Source organism: Algibacter lectus (assembly GCF_900112395.1).
Lineage (GTDB): Bacteria > Bacteroidota > Bacteroidia > Flavobacteriales > Flavobacteriaceae > Algibacter > Algibacter lectus.
The window spans coordinates 394,163-412,588 of record NZ_FOLN01000002.1 but is presented as its reverse complement, the minus strand read 5'-3'; the positions used below and the strand labels follow the sequence as shown (position 1 = coordinate 412,588).

Genomic DNA, 18,426 nt, shown 5'->3' with positions numbered 1-18,426 from the left:
TACTAAAACGTTATAGTATCAAACTACTAATAAAACAGTGTTAATAGTATGATTATATTCTTTTTCTTTATTAAATTTACGTTTTAATTATAAGAAATAAATGCCAAATAAAATAAAGAAAATAGGAGTGTTTACATCAGGAGGAGATTCTCCAGGTATGAATGCCGCCATACGTTCGGTAGTAAGGTCTTGTGCCTACTACAATATAGAATGTATTGGTATATATAGAGGTTACGAAGGCTTAATGGAAGGCGATTTTGAATCGATGGATGCCCGTAGCGTAAAAGGAATTATCAATAAAGGCGGAACTATATTAAAATCGGCACGTTCTACAGAGTTTAGAACCAAAGAAGGCCGTCAAAAAGCTTACGATCAATTAAACAAAGCAGGAATTGATGCTTTAGTTGCTATTGGTGGTGATGGTACGTTTACCGGCGCATTGGTTTTTAACGAAGAGTTCGGTTTCCCAGTAATGGGTATTCCAGGAACTATCGATAATGATATTGTTGGAACGTCTCATACATTAGGTTTCGATACGGCTCAAAACACCGTAGTAGAAGCTATTGATAAAATTAGAGATACAGCAAGTTCACATAACCGTCTATTTTTTATAGAAGTTATGGGGCGTGATGTTGGGCATATTGCTTTAAACACAGGTATTGCTGGTGGTGCTGAAGAGATTTTAATTCCTGAAGAAGACTTAGGGTTAGAACGTTTGGTAGAATCTTTAAAAAGAAGTAGAAAATCAGGTAAATCGTCTAGTATTGTAGTGGTTGCCGAAGGTGATAAAATAGGTAAAAATATTTTTGAACTTAAGGACTATGTTGATGAAAACATGGAAGGGTACGATGTTAGAGTATCTGTGTTAGGGCACATGCAGCGTGGTGGTTCACCATCTTGTTTCGATCGTGTTTTAGCGAGTAGAATGGGCGTTAAAGCCGTAGATTCTTTATTAGAAGGTAAATCTAACTATATGGTAGGTTTAATTAATAATAAAATGCAGCTTACTCCTTTAGATAATGCCATAAAAGGAAAAACAAAAATTAACTTAGAATTATTGCGTGTCTCAGATATCATGAGCACTTAACATTTATAAACAAGAATATGTCAAAATTAAAAATTGGAATTAACGGATTTGGTAGAATAGGTAGAATTGCTTTTAGAGTAGCAGCTTCTAGATCTAATGATATTGAAGTAGTAGGAATTAATGATTTATTAGATGTTGATCATTTAGCTTACTTATTAAAGTTCGATTCTGTTCACGGACAGTTTGATGGAACTATCGAAACTAAAGATGGTAACTTAGTAGTAAACGGAAACACAATTAGAGTTACTGCAGAACGTAACCCTGAAGATTTAAAATGGGATGCTATTGGAGCAGACGTTGTTTTAGATTGTACTGGTATCTTCACAACTTTAGAAGGTGCTCAAAAACATATAACTGCTGGAGCTAAAAAGGTTGCAATTTCTGCACCATCTGCTGATGCACCAATGTTCGTTATGGGTGTAAACCATAAAGAAATTACTGCTGCACATACTATCGTATCTAACGCATCTTGTACTACTAACTGTTTAGCGCCATTAGCTAAAGTAATTAACGATAAATTCGGAATTGCTGAAGGTTTAATGACAACTGTTCACGCTGCAACGGCTACACAATCTACTGTTGATGGTGTATCTAGAAAAGATTACCGTTTAGGTCGTGCTTCTTTAAACAACATTGTACCAGCTTCTACTGGAGCTGCAAAAGCTGTTGGAAAAGTAATTCCTGAATTAAACGGAAAATTAACTGGTATGGCTTTTAGAATCCCTACTGTTGATGTATCTGTAGTAGATTTAACTTGTCGTTTAGAGCGTCCAGCTCCATGGGCTGAAATTAAAGCGGCTTTAAAAGAAGCTTCTGAAGGTGAATTAGCTGGTATTTTAGGTTATACTGAAGAAGGTGTTGTATCTCAAGATTTCGTGTCTGAACCAAAAACAAGTACATTCGATGCAAACGCAAGTATGGCATTAAATGACGGTTTTGTAAAATTAGTTTCTTGGTATGATAACGAGTTTGGTTATTCAACTAAATTAATTGATTTAGCTCAACATATCGGATCAATATAATAAATAATTTATATATTTCCACAGTGTTATTTATTTTGAATAATGCTGTGGATTTTTTTATTCTAAGAACTTATGATTTTAATTGTAGATAGTGGTTCTACTAAGTCCGATTGGCTGGCTGTAGATAAAGACGGAAATAGATTAATGGATAAAATCCGAACTAAAGGATTAAACCCAGCCATATTAAGCGAGAAAAAGCTTAATAAATTAATTAAGAAAAGTAAAGAATTAAAATCTAATGCCGATAAAGTAACACACGTGTTCTTTTATGGCGCGGGTTGTGGTACAGATAATGCAAAAGACTTATTAAGTACCGTTTTAAAAGATATTTTTACTAATGCTCATGTTGAAGTTAACGAAGATACATTAGCTGCCGTTTACGCTACTATTAACGATCCAAAGGAAGCTGCTGTAGTTTGCATTCTGGGTACAGGCTCTAACTGTAGTTATTATGATGGTGAAGTGTTACACCAACGCGTTATATCACTTGGTTACACGCTAATGGATGATGCTTCTGGTAATTATTATGGTAAGCAGTTAATTAGAGATTATTACTTTGGTAACATGCCAGAAAATGTTAAAATAGCCTTTGGTGCTAAGTTTAACATGGAGGCAGATTTTATTAAATACAACCTATACAAACAACCAAGTCCTAATGCGTATTTAGCGGGATTTGCTGAATTTATGTTTTTACATAAAGATTCAGAATACACCATTAACTTAATTAAAGATGGTATTCGTTTGTTTGCAAAAAACATGATTTTCCAATTTAAAGAAGAGCTAAAAACAGCACCTGTACATTTTGCAGGATCTATAGCCTTTTTTGCTCAAAAAGAAATTAGAGAAGTTGGAGAAGAAATGGGCTTTACAGTTGGAAATTTTGAGCGTAGACCTATTGATGGTTTAGTGCCATTTCATACCAATAATTTAAAGTAAAAGATAAATGCAAAAGCATTTAGCAATTTATATATCTAATAGTTTTGATAAGGAAAGCCTTATCAAAACTATTTTTTTTGGAGAACTAATTTCTGGTTTTTCAAGTTTAAAGGGTGCACTTTTTTCTGAAGTAATTTTAAATAAATTTATAGATGAAGAAATACGTCACGGCAAAAAGAACGTAGCTACCCAAACAAAAAATAGTTTACTTCATTCTTCAGAAGGTGAACGAAAAAAAGCACTTCTCGATCATATAATAGCTCAAAAACCCGATTATTTAGTAATCGATAATGTTTTTGGCAATTTAGACGTTGCTACACAAGCATATATTGAAAAGGAGTTGGCTGCTTTAAGCGAAACAACTTCAATTGTTCAAATAGCAAATAGAAAATTAGATGTTCTTCCTTTTATAAAATGCATATATCAGGTAGAAAATAATAAGTTAGTTGAGTTTTCAAATACAGAAAATAAAACAGAACCTTTTTATTTTATTGAAGCTTTGCCTACGGTAGAGTATCATGATAAACCCGAAATTTTAAATCCTTTAGTTAAGTTTAATCAAGTATCTATTAATTACGGCGAACGTTCTATTTTAAATTCCATTTCATGGGAAATAAAATCTGGACAATTTTGGCAATTAATGGGACCAAACGGATCTGGTAAAAGTACGATACTAAGTATGATTTTTGGGGATAATCCTAAAGCGTACGGACAAGACATTACGTTATTTGGGGTAAAAAAGGGGAGTGGCGAGAGTATTTGGGATATTAAACAGAAAATAGGTTATTTTTCTTCAGAAATGCTTCGCGGTTTTACCCGCCGAGATGCCATTGGTAACATGATTGCTTCTGGTTTTTTTGATACCGTTGGTTTGTATAAAACACCAACCAATGCGCAAATAAAAATCGCGCAGCATTGGTTACGGGTTTTAAATATGTTCGATATTAGAAAACAATGTTTTTTATCGCTTTCGCGCGGACATCAGCGTTTGGTTTTAATAGCAAGAGCGATGGTTAAAAACCCTCCGTTGCTTATTTTAGACGAACCTACTAATGGTTTAGATGATAGTGATGCCGCTTTATTTTGCGAATTGATTAATAAAATAGCAACAGAAACTGATACAGCTATTCTATATGTATCTCATAGAAAAGAAGCTAATTTAGATCCTGATTTTATTTATGAATTACTTCCAACAGAACAAGGTTCTACAGGGCGTGTAATCGATTAATCTACCGCAGGTCTAATATCTACTGCTACTTTCATTTTATTGGCACCAGAACTATAAATAACACCTTTTAATGGTGGTACATCATAATAATCACGACCATAAGCCACAATAATGTGTTGGTTTTGTGGTATTTGATTATTTGTAGGGTCGAAATCTACCCATCCAAATTTTGGAATATATACAGAAAACCATGCGTGAGATGCATCGGTTCCTATTAGTTTTTCTTTTCCAGGAGGCGGTAATGTTTCTATATAGCCACTAACATAACGAGCTGGTAAGCCAATAGATCGCAGGCATGCAATCCCTATTTGCGCAAAATCTTGACAAACTCCTTTCTTGTTTTCCATAACTTCTTGGATAGGAGTAGCCACATTGGTAGCATTTGAATTAAACTCAAAATCGGTAAAAATGCGTAACATTAATTCTGAAGTCGCTTCGAATATAGGTCGGTCTGGCTTAAAAGACTTTAAGGCGTAGTCTCTGATGTTTTTGGATATTTTAGCAATTAAAATAGATTCTAATAAAAACTGTTTTACTTCTAAAATTTCAGGTGAAATAGATTTTAATTCCTTTTTGGCTTCATCTAAAGTAATAGTTAAACCACTTTCAGATTTATGTATATCAGGAGCCAAAGTATAATCACGAAGCACTTTGCTTTTTGCAATTACTTTTAATTCTTTATGGTATTGCTGTATGGAAAAACGGGTGATGGTGTTTCCGAAAAAGTCAGTACGTTCAGATATTTCTGTTGGTTTCGGACTAATTTCCAAGTCGTAACTTAAAATGGTTTGTCCCAAAAAATCACGTGGTTTTAAGGTCGCGATATTATGACAAAATGTTACGCCATTGCCGTATTTGTAACTTGTGGTATGTGATAATTGAAAAACCATTATTGAAGTGGAAAGTTTTGATTAACCAATTGATTTTGTTGATATGAATGATTGAAATATGTATCAGAAATAGATAAAGATGTTTGATGCAATAATTCACTAAGTTCAGAAAGCATATCTTCTAAATTCTCTCTTACAGCTTCTGTTTCATCTAATTCTAATAATGTATCGATATTAGATTTTAGAATTATTTGATTGGCCTCATGAATTAAATCGTAACATTTTGAGTTACCCGTAATCCCAGTTGGTAATGGTAATTTGCCAATATCTTTTAAAATACGACTTAATTGATAGGTGAGAGAACGGCTGTATTTATCGTTAAGTATAACTAATTTTACCACGTTTTCAACACTTAGGTAAGATCGGTAACTGTAACGGTAAATATTTAAACTTTCATGACTAGATAATAAAGCCTCAAGCATTTCATATTCTAAATCTTCGTCATAACTCGCTACAATTAAAGATCTGCATTTTGCAATGGTTAAACTTGCTTGTTCGGTTTGCAAACCAATAAAATAAAGAAGTAAACCTTGGTCTACTAAAATACTTTCTTCTATTAACCCCATAAAAGCAATAAGGCGAGTAATGGTGCTATCGAGTAATTTTATTAATGCTGCTACCGAGTATTCTTTGTCTTTATCATGCTTATTCCATAGTTTTTTGATACCATCGAATACGCGCCACATATCTTTAGACCATAAATTTCTTAAGGTGTAATAGGAATTATTGAAACTACCTAAAGTTTGTGCTAACGAACCTACTTTATAACTGTCTAGAACAAGTGCGTTTAGTTCTTTTAAAGGGTTTTTAAGCACGTCTTCTTTGCCTTTACCCACAAAGCCCGGTAAAGTATGGGTGATTCCTGTTATGGCTTCAAAAATAATTTTTAAATTTTCGGGAGGAACTTCACCATTTTTATATTGCGAACTTTGCATACTATTTAAACACATGCGCAATAGGCGAGAAGTGACTAGAGCACGCCCCAAGTAACGACCAGACCAAAATAAGTTTTCTGCGGTATGGCTAGGTAAATCATTTATATCTGATACAGGGTTTCTAAATGTATTATCCCAAGCATAATTATGGAAGTAGTTTTGTTGCGTATCACTAACAATCCAAAAATCTTTACTAATGCCACCTCTTTGGTTGGATACTATTAAGTTCTCCCGCTCTGCGGCAACACGTACTAAACCTCCTGGCATAATGCTGTAACCATCTTTTTTGGCGATAGCAAAGGTTCTACACATTATTTTGCGCGGCTCTAATTTACCTTCAATAAATTCTGGCGCAGTAGAAAATTGTATTTTTGCTTGTGCTACAAATCGATAAGGATTTGCTAATATTTCTTCTTTTAATTTATTTAGTTTAGCTTCATTTAAAAATTCACAGAAGTATATACTTTCTCTATTAGAGCGATCAATTCGTTTTACAACATATTTTTTTATGTTCTTTAAAACATGATTTCGTTCCTTTTCTTGTCCACACCACCAAGAGGCTATTTGCGGAAGCAGTAATTCTTCATTAAAAAAATACTTACAAATAGCATTCATAAACGGGATAAGTCCAGAGTTTTCTAAAACACCGCTACCTATTGGGTTTACAATGCTTACGTTTTTTTGCCTAATAACATCTAGAATACCTGCGATGCCTAAATAAGAATCTTCACGAAGTTCTAAAGGATCCATGTAAACATCATCTACACGCCTTAAAATAACATGAACTTGCTTTAATTCTTTTAAAGATTTCATCCAAACTCTACCATTTCTAACCACTAAATCGTTTCCTTTTACTAAAGGATAGCCAAGAAATGAAGACATGTAGGCATGCTCAAAATAAGTTTCGTTATGCGGACCAGATGTTAGTATAACAATGTTTGGATTATCGATATCTTTAGGAGCCGCATCAATAAGCATTTGGTTGTAATCCTGAAAAAAATCGCTTGGTTGTTTTACATTTATACCGTTAAATAAATTTGATGCCGCCTTGTTCATGGCGAATCTGTTTTCTAAAGCATAACCTAAACCAGAAGGTGCTTGCGTACGATCGTTAACCACCCACATACGGCCATCTGGGCCTCTTGCTAAATCGGCTGCATGAATTAGTAAATCTTTGGAGGTGTTGTATTTTATTTGATCGCATTGGCGTAAAAAACCACGATGAGCAAACAATACTTCGTGAGGTACAATACCATTTTTTATAAGCTCACGTTTACCGTAAACATCTTTTAAAATTAAATTGAGTAACTCAGCGCGTTGTTTTAAACCTTTTTCAATGGTTAGCCACTCTTTATCATGGATTAAAAAAGGCACAATGCTTAAATCCCAAGCACGGTGTAAGCCCTTTGGGTCGTTATAAACGTTGTAGGTTACACCGTTTTCGTCCATTAACCAATCAATTTCTTTTTGTCTAGAAATTAATTCGTCAGGACCTGCGGTGATTAAATTAGATAGTAAATCACCCCATTCTGGGTTAATTTTCATATTAGATTTCAATACTTCATCATAATTTTTATGATTGGTAAAATAATTCTGAAATAGTGTATTTGAATCTATGGTCATTTAATTTATTAATTACTTTTTTCTTAAATCTGTTGTGTTAGGAAACTCAAAATTAACAGGTAATTCTTTATAATTGAATTTTTTAGAACTTCCTTTCTTTTTAACGGTAATGCTTGATGTATTATCATCTGTTATAGTTTCTTTTATCGGATCGATTTCTCCTTGCGTATGCCCAGATTCCCAAAAACGGTTAATTCGTCTAGATTCTGCTTCGTAACTATTTACCGGATGTACGTCGTAAGAACGTCCGCCAGGATGTGATACAAAATAGGTGCAACCACCAATAGAACGTTTGTTCCATGTGTCAACAATATCGAAAACAAGAGGAGAATCTACACCAATAGTTGGGTGTAATGCAGAATACGGATCCCATGCCTTATAACGTATACCTGCCACAAATTCTCCTTTTACAGAGGTTGCTTTAAGGTTTACTTTAACACCGTTGCAAGTTACAACATATCTTTCTTCTGTAAAATTAGTAACTTTAATTTGAATTCGTTCCAAAGATGAATCTACATAACGTGCCGTTCCGCCGCCAGTCATTTCTTCACCTAAAACATTCCAAGGCTCAATGGCTGCACGAAGTTCGATATGAATGTTGTTTATAGTTACCATACCATGTAAAGGAAATCTAAATTCGAAAAAAGGATTAAACCATTCTTCTTTAAAGCGGTATCCAGCTTTGTTTAGAGAGTTTACAATGTCTTTTATATCTTCTCGCACAAAATGTTCTATTAAAAACTTATCGTGTAATTCTGTCCCCCAACGTACTAAATCATGCTCGTAAGGTTTTTTCCAGAACCAAGCCACCAAAGTACGTACCAGTAAATTTTGCATTAAACTCATTTGTGGATGTGGTGGCATATCGAAAGCACGAAGCTCTAAAATACCTAAACGCCCCGATGATGAATCTGGTGAATATAGTTTATCAATACAAAATTCTGCACGATGTGTATTACCGGTTAAATCGGTTAATAAATGTCTAAACAATCTATCGGTTAACCAAAATGGAACCTCGCCGTCTTTAGGTATTTGACTAAAGGCAATTTCAAGTTCGTATAGGTTTTCCATACGCGCTTCATCTATTCTTGGTGCTTGGCTGGTTGCACCAATAAAAGATCCTGAGAATAAATAAGAAAGCCCCGGATGATGTTGCCAAAAGGTTAATAAACTTCGTAATAAACTAGGTTTACGGAGTAATGGACTATCCGCAGGAGATATGCCTCCTAAAGTTACGTGGTTTCCGCCACCTGTCCCCGTGTGCTTTCCATCGAGCATAAACTTTTCGGTACCTAAACGCGATTGTTTTGCTTCCTCGTAAAGCGTAAAAGTGTTTTTAGTTAACTCGTCCCAGTTTTTGGCTGGATGCACATTAATTTCAATAACACCAGGATCGGGAGTGATTTTTAAGGACTCCAATCTGTTATCCTTTGGTGCTGGATAACCTTCTAAAATTACCGGTATGTTCAATGCTTTTGCTGTAGCTTCTATAGAAGAAAGTAAGTCGAGGTAAAATTCAGCGCAATCTAATGGCGGTAAAAATAAATATAGTTTTTGATCTCTAACCTCGGCACAAAGTGCGGTTCTAATAAAATAATTAGTTTTCGGACTTTCTAATTCGCCGTTAACAAAAGCTGCATATCTATTGGTTGCTACTTTTTTATAGCTAGGGAATCTGCCACGTTTGGTAAATTGATCGGGTTCGAATTTTGGAAATTCTTCATATTCCGATTTATGCACTAATGATGATAAAGGTAAACGTAAACCAACTGGTGAATTACCAGGCGTTAAAAATAAATGATTACGTCTAAATTGCCATGTACACGTGTGCCATTGACCAAAACTATTGTTTAAAGGCATTAAATACCCAACAACTTTATTTGTGCCTTGCTCTAATATTTCTCCTAATTTCTTTTGAATTAACGAGCCATCTTTATCTTCTCTTGGGTCAATATCTGTTGGTAAATTACCTTCTTCCCAAAGGAAATAAAAAGCATCTTCAAAGGCAGGCATTATTGTTTTATCAGTAACACCTAAATATTTGGTTAAGGTTTCTAAGAATATTTTATCGGCATTTTCGGGTACAATTTTATTATCAGCAAAGGTTGAAAGTAATTTTTCGTTATGCCAAATTACTCTACCATCTTTACGCCAGCAAAGCTCCGTTCCCCAACGTGGTAAAGGTTCTCCAGGATACCATTTACCTTGTGCGCGATGTAAAAATCCGCCTTTAGCAAATTTATTAAATAGGCGCTTCGTTAAGTCGTCTGCTAGTTGTCTTTTATGTGGTCCGTCGGCATCTGTGTTCCATTCAGGCGATTCCATATCATCAATAGAAACAAAAGTCGGTTCGCCACCCATGGTTAAACGTACATCTCCTTTTTCTAGTTCTTTTTCAACTTTAAAACCAAGTTTATAAATGTCGTTCCATTGTTTGTCTGTGTAGGGTTTTGTTACACGAGGCGATTCGAAAATGCGTTTTACAGAATTTTCAAATTCAAATTCAGTTTCACAAATATCTGTCATTCCAGAAACCGGTGCAGCACTTTCAAATGAAGGGGTACAAGCTAATGGAATATGACCTTCTCCGGCTAATAATCCCGATGTAGCATCGAAACCAATCCAACCAGCACCAGGTAAATAAACCTCTGCCCAAGCATGTAAATCTGTAAAATCTTCCTCAGGACCAGAAGGGCCATCAAGCGATTTTTCATCAGATTTTAATTGTACTAAATAACCTGAAACAAAACGTGCTCCAAAGCCTAAATGTCTCAATACTTGTACAAAGAGCCAAGCATAATCACGACATGATCCGTTTTTTTGAAGCAATGTTTCTTCACAAGTTTGTACTCCAGGGTCGAGTCTAATATTATAACTTAAGAACTCGTATATTTTCTGATTAATATCAATTAAAAAATAGATTGTTTTTCTTGGCGTATAATCTAAAGTTTTAATAAATTCATGAATAAGCGGACCATTATCGGTAATTTCTAAATAGGGTAGAAGTTCCTTTTTAATGGTGTCACTATAAGTAAACGGGTATTCTTCCGCAGCTTCTTCAACAAAAAAGTCAAAAGGATTTATGGTTTTTAAATCGGCAATAATTTCAACTTCAACAGAAAGTTCGGTCGTTTTATCAGGAAAAATTAATCGCGCTAAATAATTACCAAAGGCATCTTGTTGCCAGTTAAAAAATTGATTTTCGGGTTTAATTTTTATTGAATAAGCCTCAATTGGCGTTCTGCTATGTGGGGCAGGACGTAATCTAAAAATATGTGGAGATAGATTTATAGGTCTATCATACTTGTACTTTGTTTTGTGTGAGATTACAATTTTTAACGCCATAAATTTCTTGGTTTATTATGAATGAATTTATTAGTAAAAAAGATTCTTATAAAAATACATTAATTTTCATTGTAAAATAGTGGTTTTGAATAAAACTAGACGCTTTACTATAAGTATTAAAACATTGAAAATTATGCAGATAAAAAATGATGATTTGATGAGTTTTAGGATTGTTTATCCCTTTTTTGATAAATCATTTTTTAAATCACTAAATATTAATGATTGTAAAATCTATTTTCCTGCTCGTTAACTCTAATAAATGTGGTACGTTTGGTAAGTTCTTTTAATCGAGATGCCCCAACATAAGTACAGGTACTTCGTAAACCTCCTAAAATATCTTGCAAAGTAACGTCAACAGGACCTTTATAGGGCACTTCAACCGTTTTGCCTTCACTAGCACGATACTCTGCCACACCTCCAACATGTTTATCCATAGCTGTTGAGGAACTCATTCCGTAAAATTTTCGGAACTGTTTGCCGTTTTTTTCAATAATATCACCGCCACTTTCGTCGTGTCCTGCAAGCATACCACCGAGCATAACAAAATCGGCTCCTGCGCCAAAAGCCTTGGCAATATCACCAGGAGTTGTGCAACCACCATCACTAATAATGTGTCCGCCTAATCCATGAGCAGCGTCTGCACATTCTATTATTGCCGAAAGTTGTGGGTAACCAACGCCGGTTTTTACACGAGTAGTACAAACAGATCCTGGACCAATACCAACCTTTACAATATCGGCACCAGATAGAATTAGTTCTTCTACCATTTCGCCAGTAACTACGTTGCCAGCAATAATTACTTTATCTGGATATTGTTTTCGGGTGCTTTTTACAAAATCTGCGAAATATTCCGAATAGCCATTTGCTACATCAATACAGATGAATTTTAGTTCTGGTTTTAATGCAAATACAGCAGCAAGTTTTTCTGAATCGTTTTTACCAATACCTGTACTAACTGCAATATGATTTAAATGATTTTCTGAAATTGAAGATAAAAAAGCTTTCCATTCAGGAACGGTGTAATGTTTATGTATGGCAGAAAAAAGTCCTTTTTTAGCAAGAGATTTGGCCATTTCAAAAGTGCCCACCGTATCCATATTAGCAGCCATAATCGGGATGCCGTTCCAAACTGTAGTGCTGTGTAAAAATTTAAATTCACGCTCTAAACTTACTTCAGATCTGCTTTTTAAAGTAGATCTTTTTGGGCGGAACATAACATCTTTAAAGCCTAATTTTATTTCGTTTTCTATGCGCATTACTATCGATTGTGTTTTATTGAAAATTATTAAAAGAAAATTTAAATTTAAACAAAAAGAATAGAACAATGAATGACTAATTAATTATATTAGTGTTTTAATCATTATCTTTTTTGATTTGTTAACCTGCCAATTATAAATGAATTTTATCCCGGAGTCTGTAAAGTATATTACCGTTAAAAAGAAATTATCTTTTTCAATATTCACTTCTATTGCGGCTATTTTAATCATTGGTTATCTTTTTGTTGATGATAAAATTTATGCGGAATTAGCGGCCTTATTTCTTTTTATAGTAGCTGTTATTCAGGTTTTTGCTCTGCAATTCTTCTTAAAGAGTTTGTTAAAGAATGAAGTAATAAAAGAAAACTTAACATCTAGAATAAAGGAATTAAAAACAGATTTAGAAAAATCTGAAAATTTAGCCGAGCATAAATCAATCTATTTAGCGAACATGAGTTATGAGGTGCGAACGCCTCTTAACACGGTTTTAGGTATGCTAAATATGCTAAAACAAACCAATTTGGATAGTGATCAGGTGGCTCAGGTAGAAATTGCAGAATTTTCATCCATGCATTTATTGCAGTTGGTGAAAATGGTTACGGATAATGCAGAAGTTGATAGTGCTGATGTTAAACTGAATTTTATCGCTATAGACTTAAAACAAGATTTAGGTAACCTATTTAAAGTATTTGAATACCAAGCCTGGGAAAAAGGATTGGAGTTTGATTTTAAATTTTTGTTTGAAGAAAAAGATAAATCTTTAGTATATGGCGATTCGTCTAGAATACAACAGGTTTTAATTAACTTGATTAATAACGCTATTAAATTTACTAATGCAGGGAAGATTTCTATTATTATCGATCAAACTGTGGGAATAGATCATGAACAGATTGTAACATTTTATGTAAAGGATACTGGAGTAGGGATGCGATCTGACGAGGTTAAGCGCTTTTTTGATGATGATACTAATATTCCGGCTTCTATTATTAAAGATTATCGCGGTGCTGGTTTAGGACTTTCTATTTCGAGAAAGTTAGTTAAGCTAATGGGGGGAACCTTAAAGCTTGAAAGTAAAGAGAACGAAGGTTCAACTTTTTATTTTAGTCTTCAATTAAAAAAGACACTTAATATTAAAATGGTTGAAGAAGCAACACCTGGACTTCATGCTAAATTTAATGTGTTGGTTGCGGAAGATAATAGAATGAATCAAAAAGTAATTAAGTTTTTACTTGAGAAGCAAGGTGCCGATTGTACGTTTGCGAAAAACGGTTTAGAAGCTGTAGAACTTTATAAAATATTAGATTTCGATATGATTTTTATGGATATCTATATGCCAGATATGGATGGTTATGAAGCCACCCGTGAGATTATAAAAACCAAAAAGTATCAACAACATAAAACACCAATTATAGCCGTATCAGCAAGTGCTTTTGAAGAAGATATTGAAAGCGCAAAACAAGCCGGTGCTAATGAATTTTTAGCAAAACCTCTTGAGTTACCAAAACTAAAAGAGTTGTTGGATAAGTATGCGCTTTAGAATCTAAGGGTGTTATCTATTTTATTGCGATAACACTAATTTCTACATTTACATTTTTAGGCAGTCTAGCGACTTGTACGGTTTCGCGTGCAGGTGCTGTGGCGTCGTCAAAATAACTTCCGTAAACCTCGTTGATGTTTACAAAATCGTCCATATTACTAATAAAAATCGTCGATTTAATAACATTTTCAAAAGTCATATCAGCAGCTTTTAAAACTGCTTTTAGGTTATTCATTACCTGTGTAGTTTCAGCTTTAATATTTTCTAAAACAAGCTCACCAGTTTCTGGGTTAATAGCTATTTGCCCAGAAGTATATAATGTGTTTCCTGTTAATACAGCTTGGTTATATGGGCCTATAGGCGCTGGAGCTTCAGTAGTAGTGATTATTTTTTTCATCAGTAAAATTATTTATCAGGTTGAAAATCGTTTAAGTTCAGCAATAAAAATAAGAATTATATACTTCTGTGTAAACAAAAATATAACATCTTAACTTTAAAGTTGTACATCGGCAGATTTACGTTTTTCGTATTTAAGATCTTGTAAAAGGCTAGATTTTATACCGATGAAAAAGTTCCATGAGGTATACGTTCCGAAAGGAACCCAGCTTAAGTTCATTCTCCAGCTTTCTAAATCACGTTCAAAACGTAGTTGAGTAGAGGTGAAGCCATTGTTTTTAACATCGTAACCAGATGATGCTCCAATAGACCATTTATCTGATAATTGAATGTCTCCAGAGAACATTAATGAGTGCGATGATATTTCGTTTTGCCTTGTAGAGTTAGAATAATTTACTGCATACGCTAAACGTAAACTCCAAGGGATTTTATAGCGATAAAGGGCGCTTTTAGTGTCTTTATCTTCATCGTCTTTTTTAGCGATAGGTTTAGAGAAATCTTGAGATACACCAAACATGTCATCGTCTCGACCACCACCTTGCAAGTTTTCATCACGATTTCTATCGTCGTCTTTAGAATCTTTTTTGCCTTTTTTATCACTAGATAACGACCAACTAGCAGTCATGTTTGCACTAGTTAATCTAAATAAGCTTCCGCCGTTATCAACATTAAAAGTATCAATTCTATTATTGTTGTTATCCAGAGCGTAAGGATCTAAAGTTGCTCCAAAATTCAAACTTAATTGATTATCGAAAAGTTGTGTACCACCACTCATTCTTATTGGGCTCCATTGTAAAGAATCTCCAGCAAAATTATAAGATGTAGAAAAGTTTAAGTTATTAAGTAAAACCACCTTTTTAGGCTCGGTAGCCGTGCTATCTTTATCGCGTACTTTAGCTTCTATATTATTGGATAATGAAATACCCATAGAGCTAGAAAATGTTTGACCTGGTGTGCCAAAAATACTTTCTTCAAATCTAGTAAAGGATACATCTTCTTTGGTTTCGCCATCTGCACTTACAACCTCGTAAGTATCATAATATTTATCGAAAGCAGGATTGATATTATAACTAATAGCAGGGCGCATAACGTGCCTAATTTTCTGTATTTTAGGATCTTTACCTTCTTTTTCAAAATCGAACATACCGTAAATAGTTGTACCTAAACTAGTAGAGAAATTATAAGTTCTAAAAGAATCGAAGCCATTTACTGTTTCAGTAACGGTTTCTCTAGTTGTAGTATCAAAACTTTTATCAATAGTTTTAAATGTCCAAACTTCATTGAAGTTTGCACTGGTACTCATACTAAAATATTTGAATAACTTAAAGTTTGTGGTTAACGGGATACTATGTTGAAATCCTGCTTGAGCATCGTCGAACATTTCCTTTTTAAAGAATAAAGAATCTGTAGTTTCAATTCTATTTTCCCCACGCAGATTATACTGTAAATTTATATTTTGAATAATCCCTTTTTTAGAACCCGTTTTTGGAGCAAAAGGGTACATTCTACCAATACTACCTTGCAGTGTAGGCAACGTCATATTAATGGTTTCTGTTTGCGTATTTTGAGAGTGTGTCGCTGTTAAGCTAACATTAACCTGTGGTTCCCCTTGAAAAGTTTTAGAGTAAGAAACCGAAGATGATAATGTATTATTAAATCGGTTTGCAATATTCACTTGGTTTAAAGAGCCGCTATAATAATTGCTACTACCAAGGTTTACCGAGGCAGAAAAACGTGAATTAGGATTAGCTTTAGCGTCTTGGCTATGAGACCATCTTAAGTTGTATAAGGTGTTTTTAGCATAATCGGAAAAACCAAGTTCACTCGTTATTAAACTTTCATATCTAAAAGCTACATTACCTCTGTATTTATAGCGCTTTGCATAAGTATTTTCAACTCTTAGTCCGTAACTTCCATTAGTGTAATAATCTCCCAAAACAGTTAAATCTACATGGTCGTTAATTGCAAAATAGTATCCACCGTTTTGTAAAAAGAAACCTCGATCGTTTTGCTCACCGAAACTAGGTAAAATAACACCTGATGTATGTGTTTCGGTCTGAGGGAAAAAGGCAAAAGGTAATCCTATTGGTGTTGGTACATCGTAAATAAACAAGTTAGCTAAGCCTGTTACAATTTTTTTACCGGGAACAATTTTTGCTTTTCTTAGCTTAATATAATAATCTGGATCTTCAAGGTTTTCAGCTGTTGTATATTTTGCGTTCTTTAAGAAGTAAACCGAATCGTTTTCCTTTTTTGTGATACTAGCAATTACAGTCCCTTCACCTTGCTCGGTTTTAGAATTATATATAAGTGCTTTTTTAGATTTTGAATTAAAAACAATAGAGTCGGGCTCTACCACGCTACTTCCTTGTGTAAATACAGGTTTTTGAGTGTATTCACCAGTAGTATCAATAATACCTCGAGCACGAACGGTGTTTGTTGTATAATCTACAATAATACTTCCTGCAGAAATGTTCATGTCACCATAATCAATTTTGGCTTGATTATATAAATACAGTTTGTGTTTTATTTGATTGAAGGTGGTGTAATCTACCGCACTGTAAACCACTTTATTTTCTAAAAGACCTTTTTTAGGTTTGATAGAATCGGTTTTAGTGGAATCCTGAACTTTTTCATCAATTATTGGTGCTAGTACACTATCGGTTTTTATTGTCACCCGATTTTCAACAGAAGGTTTAATAGAATCCGTCTTTTTTTTGATGTCCTGCCCAAAGCTTAGCATGTTAATAAACATGGTAAAACTTAGTGCAAAAAGTATATTAAAGTTGTTTGTCTGCAACGCTTTTAAATGTATTTTTGTAAAAGTATGGCTCGGTTTTTGAAAAGCCAAAATTACATATATTTTTCTGTGAATGTTTTATATTCTTAGAAAAATTTTAAATTAAACTAAACCGAGTATTTTAATCGTTACTATTTTTTAAATGGCATGCTTTTAATTTTAAAAATAGCCGTATTTTTTAATACACCGGTTTAAAACACAATCTGATTTATCTCATGAAAACGAACACCTTATTACTTTTCGTATCTTTTATATTAGTATTAACATTTTCTTCATATGCAAATAATGGAAATAACGACGGCGATAAGTTTGTTGTTGTACTAGATGCAGGGCATGGCGGTAAAGACCCTGGTAATATGGGTAATGGATATAAAGAAAAAGATATTGCATTAAAAGTGGTTTTATCTATTGGAAATGCCTTAGAAAAGAACCCAAATATTGAAGTTATTTATACCCGAAAGGAAGATAAATTTATAGATTTATTTGTTCGTGGTAAAATCGCAAATAAGGCTAAGGCCGATTTATTTGTGTCTGTGCATTGCGATTCTCACACTTCTCAAGCTTATGGAGCAGGTACTTTTGTTTTAGGTTTACACAGAAACAATACTAATTTTGAAGTTGCTAAAAAGGAAAACTCGGTGATTTTATTAGAAGATAATTATCACCAAAATTATGCGGGATACGATCCTAATTCGCCAGAATCGGCAATTAGTATCATGATGGGTATGGAAGATTATCTAGATCAAAGTATTCAATTGGCAAGTTTAATTCAGAGTAATTTTGTTGGTAAATTAAAACGAAAAGATAGAAGTGTTAAGCAAGCCGGATTTATTGTGTTACATCAAACGGTAATGCCAAGTGTTTTGGTAGAGTTGGGGTTTTTAACAAATAATAAAGAAGGTGCGTATTTAAATTCGAAAAAAGGACAACAAGATATGTCTAAGGCTATTACAGATGCTATTTTGCAATATAAGGCATCAATAGAACAAAATGTAGCCCATACTGTTTTTGAAGATGAAGTTGAAGAAACGGCATCAACAAGTGATGACATATATAAGGACGTTACTTTTAAAGTACAAATAGCGGCAAGTTCAAAATCCATAGCTACAAAACCTTATAATTTTAAAGGATTATCTGCCATTTCTAAAGAAAAAACAGGTAACTTATACAAGTATTACTATGGTTCTACATCAAATTATACACAAACAAAGCAATTGGTGAGCGATGCAAAAAGTAAAGGCTATAAATCTAGTTTTGTTGTAGCTTTCAAGAACGGTAAAAAGATAAGTCTTACTGAAGCTTTAAAAAGGTAATTCAGAAAATAAGAGCATTCTTTTTAAAATTATCTTAAATTTGTCTTTGTTATTTAAA

General features: G+C 33.8%; 12 protein-coding genes. 6 read left to right on the top strand and 6 right to left on the bottom strand.

Annotated elements, in window-relative coordinates:
• The first annotated feature begins 100 nt into the window (after positions 1 to 100).
• The 4 genes from pfkA to BM246_RS04810 all read left to right on the top strand — a co-directional run bounded on the left by pfkA (position 101) and on the right by BM246_RS04810 (position 4,273).
• The gene (gene pfkA, locus BM246_RS04825) at positions 101 to 1,087 is read left to right on the top strand and encodes a 6-phosphofructokinase (protein WP_042503934.1); all 987 of its coding nucleotides are present in this window, start codon (positions 101 to 103) and stop codon (positions 1,085 to 1,087) included.
• Between the two features lie 17 nt (positions 1,088 to 1,104).
• Positions 1,105 to 2,109 (top strand): type I glyceraldehyde-3-phosphate dehydrogenase, encoded by a 1,005-nt coding sequence (gene gap, locus BM246_RS04820; RefSeq protein WP_042494878.1) that lies wholly within the window; start codon positions 1,105 to 1,107, stop codon positions 2,107 to 2,109.
• A 72-nt stretch (positions 2,110 to 2,181) separates the two neighbouring features.
• Positions 2,182 to 3,045 carry an N-acetylglucosamine kinase gene (locus tag BM246_RS04815; RefSeq protein ID WP_042494879.1) on the top strand — a complete coding sequence of 288 codons (864 nt, stop codon included), beginning with the start codon at positions 2,182 to 2,184 and terminating at the stop codon, positions 3,043 to 3,045.
• A 7-nt stretch (positions 3,046 to 3,052) separates the two neighbouring features.
• Complete coding sequence (locus tag BM246_RS04810; RefSeq protein WP_074936153.1) at positions 3,053 to 4,273, top strand: ATP-binding cassette domain-containing protein; 1,221 nt, start codon at positions 3,053 to 3,055, stop codon at positions 4,271 to 4,273.
• Here the strand turns inward: BM246_RS04810 and BM246_RS04805 are convergent.
• From BM246_RS04805 to BM246_RS04790, 4 genes are all read right to left on the bottom strand, one after another.
• On the bottom strand, positions 4,270 to 5,163 hold the full coding sequence (locus tag BM246_RS04805; protein ID WP_074936150.1) for a transglutaminase family protein: 894 nt from the start codon (positions 5,161 to 5,163) through the stop codon (positions 4,270 to 4,272). The genes BM246_RS04810 and BM246_RS04805 overlap by 4 nt on opposite strands.
• Positions 5,163 to 7,721 carry a circularly permuted type 2 ATP-grasp protein gene (locus BM246_RS04800; protein WP_074936148.1) on the bottom strand — a complete coding sequence of 853 codons (2,559 nt, stop codon included), beginning with the start codon at positions 7,719 to 7,721 and terminating at the stop codon, positions 5,163 to 5,165. Before BM246_RS04800 ends, BM246_RS04805 begins: the two co-directional genes overlap by 1 nt.
• A gap of 12 nt (positions 7,722 to 7,733) precedes the next feature.
• Positions 7,734 to 11,066, bottom strand: coding sequence for a transglutaminase family protein (locus tag BM246_RS04795; RefSeq protein ID WP_074936146.1), 3,333 nt, complete (start codon positions 11,064 to 11,066; stop codon positions 7,734 to 7,736).
• A 215-nt stretch (positions 11,067 to 11,281) separates the two neighbouring features.
• Positions 11,282 to 12,322, bottom strand: a complete 1,041-nt coding sequence (locus BM246_RS04790) for a GMP reductase (protein WP_074936144.1) — start codon at positions 12,320 to 12,322, stop codon at positions 11,282 to 11,284.
• Between the two features lie 139 nt (positions 12,323 to 12,461).
• Here BM246_RS04790 and BM246_RS04785 point away from each other — a divergent pair, with 139 nt between their 5' ends.
• Entirely contained in the window at positions 12,462 to 13,859 is a 1,398-nt protein-coding gene (locus tag BM246_RS04785; protein ID WP_074936141.1) for a response regulator, read from the top strand.
• A gap of 16 nt (positions 13,860 to 13,875) precedes the next feature.
• Here the strand turns inward: BM246_RS04785 and BM246_RS04780 are convergent, their stop codons facing one another.
• Positions 13,876 to 14,256, bottom strand: coding sequence for a RidA family protein (locus BM246_RS04780; protein WP_042506467.1), 381 nt, complete (start codon positions 14,254 to 14,256; stop codon positions 13,876 to 13,878).
• A 96-nt stretch (positions 14,257 to 14,352) separates the two neighbouring features.
• Positions 14,353 to 17,106, bottom strand: a complete 2,754-nt coding sequence (locus tag BM246_RS04775; RefSeq protein ID WP_042506468.1) for a putative LPS assembly protein LptD — start codon at positions 17,104 to 17,106, stop codon at positions 14,353 to 14,355.
• A 164-nt stretch (positions 17,107 to 17,270) separates the two neighbouring features.
• On the opposite strand from BM246_RS04775, the gene BM246_RS04770 reads away from it, so the two are divergent.
• The gene (locus tag BM246_RS04770; protein WP_042506470.1) at positions 17,271 to 18,368 is read left to right on the top strand and encodes an N-acetylmuramoyl-L-alanine amidase family protein; all 1,098 of its coding nucleotides are present in this window, start codon (positions 17,271 to 17,273) and stop codon (positions 18,366 to 18,368) included.
• Positions 18,369 to 18,426: the final 58 nt, after the last annotated feature.